We start from the raw sequence: 12625 nt of genomic DNA on the forward strand, positions 1-12625 counted from the left end.
ACAGGGGGGAATGATGTTTATTTTAACCATCTGTTTAAGCGCTGTCCGCTAATCTTTACCTGCTCAAATACATAATCACCCCTGTGACTCTCGCGAGGTGTAACATATGGTAAAATGCGTATCTTCTTTCCTCCTGTTCAGCCTGTTGTCCTTTCAGGCAATGTCAGCTGAAAGCCATATTGATCTCCACCAGCCAAAAGACTTTGTCGATATTACTACGGTCGCCCCCGACGTACAGGTAGACATGCGATACTTCACTTCCCATAACTTTATTGGTCGCCCCATTAAAGGCTATAACGCGCCTGTTTGCCTGTTAACACGACCAGCCGCAAACGCAGTGAAGCAGGTCGCCGATCGTTTACGCCCCTTTGGACTTACCTTAAAAATATATGATTGCTACCGTCCGCAAAGCGCAGTGAACGACTTTATCGCGTGGGCCAAAGATCCTTCTCAAAACCAAATGAAAAACGAATTTTATCCGCTGGTAGAGAAAAAGCGTCTGTTTGATGAAGGTTATCTTGCCGCCAGATCCGGCCACAGTCGGGGAAGTACGCTTGATCTAACGATTGTTCCACTTGACAGTAAAATACCAATATACGCTCCCGGACGACCACTGGTGAATTGTACTGCGTCCGCGGCGCAACGCTCGCCAGATAATAGTCTGGATTTTGGTACCGGCTTTGACTGTTTTAGTCCGTTATCCCATCCCGATAATGCCATGCTTACCGCTCAGCAACGCGCGAATAGGTTGTTATTACAAACATTGATGCGTGATGCGGGCTTTACGCCACTGGATACTGAATGGTGGCACTTCTCCCTTACTCATGAACCATACCCGAACACCTGGTTTGACTTTCCCGTTAAGCAGAGACCCTGAAACGGCGTTTTGTTGCGAAATCTAATCATTACGCCTGTTGGGAAGCACCATAACAGTTAGCAAATCATTGTTAATTTTAACAACTGATATACACTGCGGTTGCCACCTGCAAGCAGCGCTCAATGAGAACGAATAATGAAAAAATATCAACGTCTGGCGGAGCAAATTAGAGAACAAATCGCCTCTGGCGTTTGGCAACCCGGCGATCGATTACCCTCGCTGAGGGAGCAGGTCGCCAGTAGCGGCATGAGTTTTATGACTGTCGGTCATGCGTACCAGTTGCTGGAAAGTCAGGGACGGATTATCGCCCGTCCGCAATCCGGTTATTATGTCGCGCCGCATCCGGTTTGTCGGTCAGTCGCGACGGCAGCGCACGTTATTCGGGATGAAGCCGTAGATATCAATACCTATATTTTTGAGATGCTGCAGGCCAGCCGTGATACCTCAGTGGTGCCCTTTGCTTCAGCGTTTCCCGATCCGCGTCTGTTTCCCTTGCCGCAATTGAACCGCTCTCTGGCGCAGGTCAGTAAAACCGCGACGGCAATGAGCGTCATCGAAAACTTGCCGCCAGGTAATGCAGAATTGCGCTATGCGATAGCACGCCGTTACGCGCAGCAGGGGATTACCGTTTCTCCTGACGAGATTGTCATTACCGCCGGCGCGCTGGAAGCGTTGAATCTTAGTTTACAGGCAGTGACGGCGCCGGGAGACTGGGTGGTGGTGGAGAACCCCTGTTTCTACGGTGCGCTACAGGCCCTGGAGCGATTGCGCCTGAAAGCGTTGTCGATACCCACCGATGTCAAAGAAGGTATCGATCTTATGGCGCTGGAACAGGCGTTACAGGAATATCCGGTGAAAGCGTGCTGGTTAATGACCAACAGCCAGAATCCGTTAGGGTTCACGCTGAGCGCTGAGAAAAAAGCGCGGCTGGTTGCGTTACTCACGCACCATAACGTGATGCTAATTGAAGACGATGTTTATAGCGAACTCTACTTTGGCCGCGAGAAACCTCTGCCCGCCAAAGCATGGGATCGCGACGATACCGTGTTGCATTGTTCATCTTTTTCCAAATGTCTGGTTCCCGGTTTTCGCATTGGCTGGGTTGCGGGAGGAAGCCATGCCAGACAAATTCAGCGTTTGCAGTTAATGAGCACATTATCCACCAGTTCCCCCATGCAATTGGCGTTAGTGGATTATCTCTCGACACGTCGATATGACGCGCATCTGCGCCGATTGCGAAGGCAGCTTGCCGAACGTAAACAGCAAGCCTGGCAAACCCTTTTGCGCCATCTCCCGGCGGAAGTAAAAATTCACCATAACGATAGCGGTTATTTTCTTTGGCTGGAGCTACCTGAGCAGCTTGATGCCGGTGAACTTAGCGCCAAAGCGCTTGAACACCTTATCAGTATCGCGCCGGGGAAAATGTTTTCAACGTCCGGTGCCTGGACGCGTTTCTTTCGTTTTAACACCGCATGGCATTGGGGAGAACGGGAAGAACAGGCCGTAAAACAGCTTGGCAGCCTGATTCGCGAGATGCTGAGCGCTAAAAGCCTTGTGTGAGGTGGAATGCGTGTCAGCTCACAACCTGACTAAATTTCCCGAGTGTGCCGGGTGAGCATCTGGCGCGCCGTCTATTTTTAGGAAAGCGGCGGCCCGTTCGCCGGAAATCGATTAATGACGATATGGGAAAATGCTATGCAATATCAATTACTGATTAATGGCGTGCTGGTGGACGGCGAGGGAGAAAGGCAGTCTGTTTATAACCCGGCGACAGGCGAGGTCATACTTGAGATTGCGGAAGCGTCGCCCGCGCAGGTTGACGCCGCAGTGCTGGCCGCCGATAGCGCGTTTGCCGAATGGGGGCAGACCACACCCAAAGCACGGGCGGAATGTCTGTTAAAACTGGCGGACAGCATCGAGCAAAACGCCCTTGAGTTCGCCCGGCTTGAATCGCAAAACTGCGGTAAGCCTTTGCACTGCGTAATTAATGATGAAATTCCGGCAATCGTGGATGTCTTTCGCTTTTTTGCCGGCGCGGCCCGTTGTTTGAGTGGGCTGGCGGCGGGCGAATATCTGGAAGGACATACGTCGATGATCCGCCGGGATCCGATAGGCGTGGTTGCCTCTATCGCGCCGTGGAATTATCCGCTCATGATGGCGGCCTGGAAGCTGGCGCCAGCGCTGGCGGCAGGTAACTGCGTGGTGATTAAGCCTTCTGAAATCACGCCGCTGACGGCGCTTAAACTTGCCGCGCTGGCGAAGGATATCTTTCCGCCGGGGGTGCTCAATGTCCTGTTCGGACGAGGGCAGACTGTTGGCGATGTATTGACCGGTCATGAAAAAGTACGCATGGTCTCTTTAACCGGTTCTATCGCGACCGGGGAGCATATTCTGCGCCATACTGCGCCAGCGATAAAACGTACGCATATGGAACTCGGTGGTAAAGCCCCGGTGATTGTTTTTGATGACGCCGATCTGGATGCGGTGGCGCAGGGCGTCCGGACTTTCGGTTTCTATAATGCCGGACAGGATTGTACTGCGGCATGCCGTATATACGCGCAGCGCGGTATCTATGATGCGCTGGTCGAAAAGCTAGGGAACGCGGTGAGCAGCCTGAAAATGGGCGCGCCGGAGGATGAGTCGACAGAGCTGGGGCCGTTAAGTTCGCTGGCGCACCTGAAGCGCGTCACAGCGGCTGTAGAGGAGGCGAAGGCCCTCAGCCATATCCGTGTGATTACTGGCGGAAGTCAAACGGAAGGTAAAGGTTACTATTTCGCTCCGACGTTGCTGGCAGACGCAAAACAGGAAGATGCCATCGTGCAACGCGAAGTCTTCGGCCCGGTGGTCAGTATAACCGTCTTTGATGATGAAGATCAGGTTCTGAGGTGGGCCAACGATTCTCGCTATGGTCTGGCATCCTCCGTCTGGACTCAGGACGTTGGGCGGGCGCACCGGCTTAGCGCCAGATTGCAGTATGGCTGTACCTGGATTAATACCCATTTCATGTTGGTTAGCGAGATGCCGCATGGAGGGCAAAAACAATCGGGATACGGCAAAGATATGTCATTGTATGGTCTGGAAGACTACACCCTTGTCCGCCATATCATGGTTAAGCATTAAGGATCATTTACTGTTCAGAAAAATCGTGAAAAAATAGGCGGGTGTCGGCGGAGAGGGGGACCTCCCCGCCAACATGCGCAGCAAGTACTCAAAGGTTGAACACCTCAAGCAAACCAGCCGAATCTCAACGAGATCAGACCCAAAAGTCCTGCAGCAGCAAAGACATTAATCAGCACGACGGTTTTACTGGAAACATTCATTTTCGCCACCTTTCATCATAACCCCTATGGGTATAGTACGGGTTGGCGAGATCCGCAATAATACGTAAACAGGATATTCTGTGAGTGGAGCCGTGCATTGAGAACGTTTTGCTGTTAAGGCGGATAAACCTTGATGTGTGTCAAATAAAAAGAGCATATTGCGCGCGTTTTTTCCTCTGGTTGGCGCGGATGCCTGATATGACCCTCTTTCAAAAGATATTAATTTTTTACGCCGTCATGGCGGTGATATCATCCCTGATCACCTGGTTTTTGACTCATGACAAAAAACGAATTCGTTTCCTGAGCGCCTTTTTGGTTGGCGCGACATGGCCGATAAGTTTCCCCGTCGCATTGCTGTTTTCGCTTTTCTGACCTCAAGCCCGATACAGGTTACCGGGCATGGTTTTTCCGCCAGGTCAGGCTATCAGGGCAATTAATTGCGCTCTGTCTACGTCGGTAACGTCCTGCGGATGCCGATATCCTGCGTTCTCATTGGCCAGGGTATACAGCGCAACAAGCCAGTCATAGACATAGCGGCTGGCGGCGTGAACGGGCTGTTCGTCAAGCTTTGTTAGACGCAACATTGTCGAACGCGGTGTTGCGGCGAAAATGGCTGCGCCTTTCTGAACGCGGCTGGCCGGGCGTTGGGCCTCCTCGATATTGGCGTAGCCGAGCCAGGCGATGAAGTTACCAATGATGGCATGAAGCTGCGCGCCGCTAACCTCCTCGCGTTGCATGGTTTTCTGTAACTGCTGAGGTAAACCGAGGCGATAGCTGGCGGTAATTAAAATCTCCGCCACGGCGTTGAGCATCTGCGGTTCCAGTCCCAGACGCTGCGCATTATCCCGGCAGTGGGCCCACTGGCGCAGATGATTGATCCACATTTTGTGCGCCTGATAGCCTGTTTCGTGACCTTCTGACGCTGAAGCGCGCGTTGGTTCGTCGGCAAAGAGATCGATCGCGTCATTAAATAAACCGCTGACCTGTTCTTCTCGTGACTGTCGGATGCGCAGCAACGCTTCGAAATTCTGTACCGGCGGTAACAGCCCGGCCAGCAGGTCGCCATGTCTGGCGGCCTGGGCCTGAAGACGCCGGATCACGGTTTCAACCGGTAGCCGCGTGTCATCAAACATCGATAACAGATCGCGCACGCGGCCCCGCAGTTGTTCGCGTAACGCCTGTAAGCGCGCCTGTCGCTGTGGTGCCGATGTCGCCTGCGATAACCACTCCACCAAACGCTGCATACTGTGTTTATCCAGTGCCTGCAACGTTCCCCAATGCACGCCAGGTTTACCCATCAACTGCTGGACGGCCTCATCCAGATTTTGCTGGGTGGCAAAACGGGCATCCTGTGGAGTAATAGCCCAGACGACGCCGGGTAACGCTGATTCATGCTGCGGCTGCGTGGCGTTAACCCACTCCAGTAAGTGACGGGCGGCAGTGGACGTTTGCGAGCGAGATGCCAGAGCATTGCAAATCACCAGAACATCGGGCTGTATCTGCTGACGGCAATGGGCCAGCATCCAGCCTAATTTCGCCCGCCATAACGGATGAGGATGACTGTCTGGCGCGACCGGAATATCCAGTAAATCAACGTTATCCAGTACGCTGTTTTCAACGCTTAGCACCAGTTCGCGGGTAAGCAGCGCCAGAGAATCAAGCGAAAGGCTGACCGCATTGAGCAGTCGGCCTTCCTTAACCGGATGCACCACCACATCGCTTTGCGTATCGCTGGCGGTTAGCGCCATTTGCGTCAGGAAGTTTTCCGCCGGTAAGCCAAAATGATCGACCAGCAGGCTGAGCGGCGCCGCCAGTTCCCCGGCATGGCCGGTTTGTTGCAACATATGCGCCAGCGCCAGCCATTGCTGGGTGATCTCTGGTTGCTCTCCCCACAGTAATGCCCAGGCGTGCGCCCGTGTCGTGAGATCCAGCGTAGGCAAGAGCGAGGCAAAGTGTTGCCATGTCGCATCATCAATATGTTGTCTGGCGGACGGCAGGCAAGAGCGCCAGAAACTCGCGATGGTCGCTACCTCTTCAGCGGTAACGCCGGGGACGGGCTGCGGTTGGCGAAGCGATTGCCATTTCTCCAGGCGTGATGTGATAATGGATTTTTCGACCTGGCGACAAACGGGGGACGCGCTGGTCCAGGCAATAAAGATCTGCACCAGTTCGGCTTCACTGATCAAGCGCAGGCGCAACGGCCAGCCGCTCTCGTTTGAAAAAATGTCGCGCGTAAAGCGAATAGCCATATTCGCTGGCGCATGACCCGGATTGATGTGGCTGAAATAATCATAGTCACGGTCCGGCGTGATAATTTCCAGCTTGCCATTCTCGTTACCGCATAGCGTCGTTAGCAGATGCGCTTTTGCGGATTGCGCATACCCGTACAGACCGACGCAGCCATGTGATGCGCAGGCGGCGTTGAGCGCTGACTCATCCGCCGCGGCAAGCGTAAGTTGCGCCAGCAGAGCGTCGGCTTCGTCATCCAGTCGCGTTGCGTAACGGCGCGTGTTGTTAACCCACTCGATAACAGCCTGGGTGGCGTTTAACGGTTTTGTCATTTCAGGTATACACTCCCGCTATCTATCCAGTAGTGGCTGCCGCTGTGGCGACGGTCAGCCAGCGTATTCAATTTTAATGTCAGCGCATCGGCGGCGACCGGCGTCCCGTCCTGGAGCCAGGCATCACTTAATATGAACGATTCCGGGGCGCTATCTTTACTACTGCCGCGTAATTTCAGTCGCACATTCAGTACGCCGTCGCCAGCGATGGTTTTGGCCAGTTCGGCGGAGTTAATGCTCAGGCAATAGAGTGGGGTTGCCGGCCAGCGACTGTTCGCCAGTTGACGAAAGCCCAACGTTACGTTGCCGCGTAGCGGAAAATGCAGGCGAGCGTCCAGCGTTGCGCCGGGTTTATCCAAATCGATCTCGTGATACCAGATATTTTCATCGCGAAGCGTATTAACGGTATTATCCAGTACGCCGAGATAACGCACAGTCGAATACGCGCCGATATCAGCCGCTTTAAAATTGAAACGCGGCAGACGTAAGTCCAGCGCCAGGCTGCATAACATCGCGCCTACCGCTGCAGTGGATTTTGGATTGCCGATACGCCCTTGCTGACTGAAGGGATACCATTCATGTACCTGATACTTATCCATCCACACAATGCGATTAACCGGCACCGGTTGTAAGTGCCGGATGAGCGCCTGTACGCCGGGTAAACAGGTCGGTCTCCCCGTCACCAGCAAGATATCGCAGTGATAGTGGGATATCGCTTCGCAGACCGCATGAAGCGGCGTTGTCAGCGTAAACTGGCCGGCCAGCAGAGCCTCCTGAAGCTGGCTAAACTGGATTTGCAACGGCACATTGAATATATCAAATGTCGGCGAACCAGACGGTAAGGCATGATCGATCGCCTGCTGGATATAGTTCATCACGTTGCTCGTTGGGCGGCGGATCAGCAGATCGCCAAATGTTGCATGTAAACCAGCAAACGGATCGTTAATGTCGCTTTGCTCCCAGGCGGAAAGTACCGCATGGCCCAGCGGCATAAATAATTGCAGCGCCGTTTGCTGGCGCAAAATGGCCTGAGTATCAATTCGTCCCGAATCGCCAAATAAGGTCGCCAGCAGGGCGGCGGCATCCGTAACGCCTGCCCGTTGCAACGCCGTTTGCAGGGAAGGGAGTACGCAACGCTGAATGATATCCAATAGCAGATCGTCCCCGGCGACTTTAAAACCTTCGCGAAACAGGAGATGAGGCGTAATTTTTACATTGGCCCCCACGCCGTCATCTAACTGATAGTGAACGATCGCCATATCCGTCGTGCCGCCGCCGATATCAATCGATGCCACGCGCAACGCGCGCCCGGGGACGACGCCGGGTTCAGGCTGGCGATCCGGTCTGGCGAGTGCATTAAAAAAGGATTCGGTACGCCCGGCGTAATGCGAAATGGCTTCGTTATAAAGCCATACCAGTTGGCCGCAACTTGCTTCGTCCCATTCCATCTGTATTTCTGGTACCGGCACCACGCTTTTTTCACGTTGCTTAGGCGTGGTGAAATCCTCATCCTGCGGATGCCAGCCCATGGCTTTCCAGACCAGCGCCAGCGCTTCAAACATTCGCTGGCGGAAAATTTCTCGCTCCTGTTTCGGCATGGCGGAAGGCAGCGTTAAAATCAGGGTGCGTAGCTGGCGCGGCGAGGCGGGAAAGCCGAGCCGCAGCCGGGTGGCGACGCTGTTAATTTGCCCCAGCGCCTGAGCCAGAATTTCGCACAACATATGCGTCATCAAGGTGCTACGGCTGTATTGCGGCGAAAAAACCGGTAGCCTTTCTTCATGCGGCAGGCGGAATAACGGCTGTCCGTCGTCGTTCATCAGATTCATCAGCGGAAACGCGGTGGCAAGCGGTTCGCGCTGCGTTTTACCGTGGATCTGGCTAAAACGCCAGTCCTGCAAGGCGGGGGTTTCATCCCACAGGTAGCGGCGCGGGCTGGAGATGCCGCTGCTGCCTTCGGTGCCCACACGCTGCATAGCAAGGGCGCGAGCCTCGTCGCCCACACGCACAATGGAAGGCCAGACAAAGGCGTCGTCTCGTCCGCTTTCGACAGAAAAGTGTTGCTTGCCAAAGCGTGCTTCCGAGAATTCTACCCGGCTGGTAAATAAAGGATCGTTCAGATACTGCGGCTCGCTTAAAGAACGCACCTGAAGCTCTGCCGTCTGGCGTAACCCGTCATTCGCATCGCCATGATCCTCGATCAAGACGCCGCAGGTATGCGTATTGCCGACATCCAGAATCAGATCGACCGGGATTGCGGGCGTGCTTAACGTATGTGTCACAAACTTCACTTCCGGCACCGTAAGCTGTTCGCCTAACAGCGTCAGTAAATTCAACCAGTGCGCCTGATACTCAAAGCTACGCAGCGCTTGTTGTATGGCCTGTTCCGGACGGTTTTCCACCTGTGAGGCATACTGAAGAAACGACTCGCGCAGCCAGCCGTCAATCCATGTCTGGTCAAGAAAATCGGCAACTTCTTCATCGCGCCAGGCGAGCGCAAAACGTGTGCCATTGAGCAGATCGTTTTCGCAAGGCGCCAACGCCGCAGGCATATTTTTTGCCAGTTGACTGTCGAAGGCGAGGGTGATGCGGTGTGTGTTTCCGGCGCTATCTGGCTCGCTGAGTTTACGTACCTGAATGCGCGCCCAGTTATCCGGCCCGTCAATAAAGGTACGCGGCGGATTAAAACGCAGGAACGGCAGGGGGAGCCAGATTCCGTCGAGTACATCCAGAGAATAGTGCAGCGTCTGAGTGCTTTCCGGTTTCACGACTTCGGGTTGGCCGCCAGCACGTCCAGGCAACGTGTAGCGCCCGTTGGTCAGATCAAAATCGAGGCGCAGTAGCGGACCGTTTGCCGTTTTGCGCACAAAACGTCCGTAGTGGGCCGACTCTTGCGGCGTTAAGCCAAAATCAAGAAACTGGACGCCGCTGTTTGCAATGAGCGTGACGCTCTGTTTGTAATCACACAGATTGACCAACATAAAATCAGGCACCTATCTTTTTAAACGTCAACGGAATTGCCGCGTGGTCGCCATAACGGGCGGTACAGGTTGCGACGTCATTGACGCCTGCTTTACAGGTAATTTCCGGCATCGGATAACGTGAGCCGTCGGTGCAGCGCGCATTGCCGCGACTTTTAATCATCAGCTCGCCCGTTTGATGCAGACCAGAGAAAATTTCCGCCCGACAAACCACGTTATCGCCATGTACTACGCGCGCGATACCTTTGTTATTTTGGATCTGATAACGCAGAGAGGGCGGCTTGCCGGTAATCGGATCTTTGACATCCACGCTGACCCGCCAGCTACCGTTTAAAAAGCGCGTGGTTCCAAGCTTCATCTGCGTACTGTCCATCACCAGCGCGTCTTTGGGAATAGCGGCAATGATAACAGGCGCTTCCGGCAGCGGCGCCGCTTTGGGGGCGGGCGTCACCTCAGCGCGATGCAGCGGTAAATGCGCGGTGAGTTCAGGCAAGGGGGTAACGTCAGTTTTCGCGGTAGCGACAGGCGCGGCGCGAACAGGAGAGGACCCGTTAACGGATGAAGATGGCCAGAAAAAAGGCGTGGCGACGGCAGCGATAACCACGGCAGCGACAGGTAAGCTCCACAGCGGTAGACGGCGAGCTCTTTTCGCCTCAGCAACCGGGATGGGTGTGGCCGGCTTCGGCTCGCTAACGATAACGGGCGGCGCAACAGGTTCCTCCGGCATTTTCGGCGGCTCAATGACAGACGTTAACAAGGGTTCATCCGCCTGACTAAACGCCGCCTCTACCAGCGGCTTTTCTTCGGGCTCCGGCTCCGGCTCGACCAGAGGGATGTCGGGGATTGCCTCGGTGACCCGCAGGCAGTCCAGCATATCATCGCGTGTATTTTCGTTGAGATTAACGAATCCCCAGAAGGTGATAACCGGTTTGCCGTTAACCAGGAAAACATGATTTTCGCCGGGAAATTGCGTCGCTTTCTCAAGTAGCGACCCAAATAGCTGAAGCGCTGTTTTACCGGATTGCAGACTTTTTCGACTGAGTGCAGCCGCGCTTTCAAAAGTGCTGGCTAAATAACGTAAAGCCCGAGAACGTGTCTCTTCGTCAGCCGCTTTCCACGCTATCGCCTGACCTTCAATCGGCGAATACCAGTCAACCCGATCGCCATTATCGTTAAGTTGCGGAATCGCCAGACAGTCAACCATCGCCTGCTGTTTACGCAGACGAAGCGTTTCGCGAATTTGCAATGCTGATTCAAATACGGCCTGACCGCCGCCGCCCACGGCCTGATAATCATCCAGATTGCCGCTGCGCAAGAGAGATTTTGCCACGTTGTTATCCCTTAGACTTCTTCACGCGTCTACTTTACGGGGTCTATACGCAAGCAAACGGCGGAAGAAAGGCAAAAAGGCGCGAATTCTCGGTCTATTAAGCCCCGTGTTTTCACTTGACGTAAGTTAAATCAGGAGGGCGGCGGCGAATTACCGCATCGGGCGACAATAACGCGTATAATAGGCGAATCATGCTGTTACAGAATAAAGAGTAGGAGAGCTTATGTCGCACCTGGAGGAAGTGAGCGCCCGCGTGGATGCCGCCATCGCGGAGAGCGTAATTGCCCATATGAATGAATTGCTGATTGCCTTGAGCGATGACGCTGAATTACGTCGTGAAGATCGTTATGTGCAGCAGCAGCGTTTACGCACGGCTATCGCGCATCACGGCAGACAATATCAAGAAGATCGGGACGCGCGCCGCGAACAGCTCACCAAAGGCGGCACGATCCTGTAACCCATTAAAACTGGCGCTTCGCAATCAGCCATGCGCCAATGACCAGCAACAGCGCGCCAAACGCCGGCCCGACCATTGCGCGTAACGTGACGCCGTGGCTACGCGCGATATCCAGCGCCAGTCCGCCGATTAACTGGCTGGCGACCAGTACCGCGATAGTCGTCGCGGCGCCAACGTTCTGATACCCGCTAATGCTGGCAAATACAAAAAATGACCCCAGCAGACCGGGGATCAATGTCCACCAGCGAACGCTGGCGACCAGCTCGCCGAAACCCGCAGCGCCTTGCTTAAACCACAATATCGTCACAAATAAAACGATCCCTACCAGCGAGTTCAACAGCATAGCGATCAGAATCGTCGATGATGTCTGCGTAATACGCACCATAATACTGTTTTGTACCACCAGCCCGACGCCGGCGGCGATCAAAAAGATAAGCGTCAAAGACTGGTTCATCAGCAGGCGTCCGGCGCGGCGTGTTCATCAAGCTGGAGCTGCATAAACGTAAGATCTAACCAACGGCCAAATTTTACGCCGACCTGTGGCATTTGCGCGGTAACGGTAAATCCCAGCGAATGATGCAGGCGTATCGAGGCGGCATTCTGTGACTCAATACCGGCCACCATCACATGCTTGCCGCAGCGTCGGGCTTCGTCGATCAGTCTGCTGAGCAGCTTTCGCCCCAGTCCTTTCCCCTGGTGCGCCGGATGAACATAAACCGAGTGCTCGACGGTATAGCGAAAACCGTCGAAACTGCGCCAGTCGCCAAATGATGCATAGCCAGTCACCACGCCATTTTCTTCGCTTACCAGCACCGGATAGCCCAGTAATTGACGGGCCTCATACCAGGCAAGGCGATTATCCGTATCGACCGTCCGATCGTTCCAGATGGCCGCAGTATGTAATACCGCATGGTTATAGATTTCGGTAATCGCGGCGCAGTCTGCTTTATCGGCAAAGCGAATCGTCATAGGGAACCCCAGGGAATGTTTATGATAGTGTTAGAAATACTATTGAAGGCGGCATAAATCAACGAATTAGCGCAAGAATTCATATTTAGCGAGAGGGGAAAGAAAGTCGTTCACAAAAGCGCACAGCCTGATA

At 54.1% G+C, this 12625-nt stretch carries 11 protein-coding genes; 5 read left to right on the plus strand and 6 right to left on the minus strand.

Going from position 1 to position 12625, the window contains the following annotated elements:
* The first annotated feature begins 106 nt into the window (after positions 1–106).
* The 3 genes from NA330_RS00870 to patD all read left to right on the plus strand — a co-directional run bounded on the left by NA330_RS00870 (position 107) and on the right by patD (position 3997).
* A complete protein-coding gene (locus tag NA330_RS00870) occupies positions 107–877 on the plus strand; it encodes a M15 family metallopeptidase (protein ID WP_023242325.1) in 771 nt (256 codons plus the stop codon).
* A gap of 135 nt (positions 878–1012) precedes the next feature.
* The gene (ycdR, locus tag NA330_RS00875; protein ID WP_000760688.1) at positions 1013–2437 is read left to right on the plus strand and encodes a GntR family transcriptional regulator YdcR; all 1425 of its coding nucleotides are present in this window, start codon (positions 1013–1015) and stop codon (positions 2435–2437) included.
* Between the two features lie 114 nt (positions 2438–2551).
* Positions 2552–3997 (plus strand): aminobutyraldehyde dehydrogenase, encoded by a 1446-nt coding sequence (gene patD / locus NA330_RS00880; protein WP_000158093.1) that lies wholly within the window; start codon positions 2552–2554, stop codon positions 3995–3997.
* Between the two features lie 104 nt (positions 3998–4101).
* On the opposite strand, the gene yncL is transcribed toward patD, so the two are convergent.
* Complete coding sequence (gene yncL, locus NA330_RS00885; protein ID WP_001103198.1) at positions 4102–4197, minus strand: stress response membrane protein YncL; 96 nt, start codon at positions 4195–4197, stop codon at positions 4102–4104.
* A gap of 198 nt (positions 4198–4395) precedes the next feature.
* On the opposite strand from yncL, the gene NA330_RS00890 reads away from it, so the two are divergent.
* Complete coding sequence (locus tag NA330_RS00890) at positions 4396–4569, plus strand: GhoT/OrtT family toxin (protein ID WP_000171943.1); 174 nt, start codon at positions 4396–4398, stop codon at positions 4567–4569.
* Positions 4570–4613: 44 nt separating this feature from the next.
* Here the strand turns inward: NA330_RS00890 and srfC are convergent, their stop codons facing one another.
* The 3 genes from srfC to srfA are packed head-to-tail and all read right to left on the minus strand — an operon-like array spanning position 4614 to position 11066.
* Entirely contained in the window at positions 4614–6758 is a 2145-nt protein-coding gene (srfC, locus tag NA330_RS00895) for a virulence-associated effector SrfC (protein WP_023241646.1), read from the minus strand.
* Positions 6755–9736 carry a virulence factor SrfB gene (locus tag NA330_RS00900; RefSeq protein ID WP_052894856.1) on the minus strand — a complete coding sequence of 994 codons (2982 nt, stop codon included), beginning with the start codon at positions 9734–9736 and terminating at the stop codon, positions 6755–6757. The genes srfC and NA330_RS00900 overlap by 4 nt, the downstream gene beginning before the upstream one ends.
* A 4-nt stretch (positions 9737–9740) precedes the next feature.
* Positions 9741–11066 carry a virulence-associated effector SrfA gene (gene srfA, locus NA330_RS00905; RefSeq protein ID WP_023242428.1) on the minus strand — a complete coding sequence of 442 codons (1326 nt, stop codon included), beginning with the start codon at positions 11064–11066 and terminating at the stop codon, positions 9741–9743.
* 223 nt (positions 11067–11289) lie between these two features.
* Between srfA and NA330_RS00910 the strand changes: the two genes are divergently transcribed.
* The gene (locus NA330_RS00910) at positions 11290–11523 is read left to right on the plus strand and encodes a YdcY family protein (protein ID WP_000018720.1); all 234 of its coding nucleotides are present in this window, start codon (positions 11290–11292) and stop codon (positions 11521–11523) included.
* A 4-nt stretch (positions 11524–11527) separates the two neighbouring features.
* Here NA330_RS00910 and NA330_RS00915 read toward each other — a convergent pair whose 3' ends face one another.
* Positions 11528–11977 (minus strand): DMT family transporter, encoded by a 450-nt coding sequence (locus NA330_RS00915; RefSeq protein WP_001076565.1) that lies wholly within the window; start codon positions 11975–11977, stop codon positions 11528–11530.
* Complete coding sequence (gene mddA, locus NA330_RS00920) at positions 11977–12492, minus strand: L-methionine sulfoximine/L-methionine sulfone acetyltransferase (RefSeq protein ID WP_000155373.1); 516 nt, start codon at positions 12490–12492, stop codon at positions 11977–11979. Before mddA ends, NA330_RS00915 begins: the two co-directional genes overlap by 1 nt.
* Positions 12493–12625 lie beyond the last annotated feature (133 nt).

The sequence above is a fragment of the Salmonella sp. NW722 genome (genome assembly GCF_051702785.1).
Taxonomy (GTDB): domain Bacteria; phylum Pseudomonadota; class Gammaproteobacteria; order Enterobacterales; family Enterobacteriaceae; genus Salmonella; species Salmonella enterica.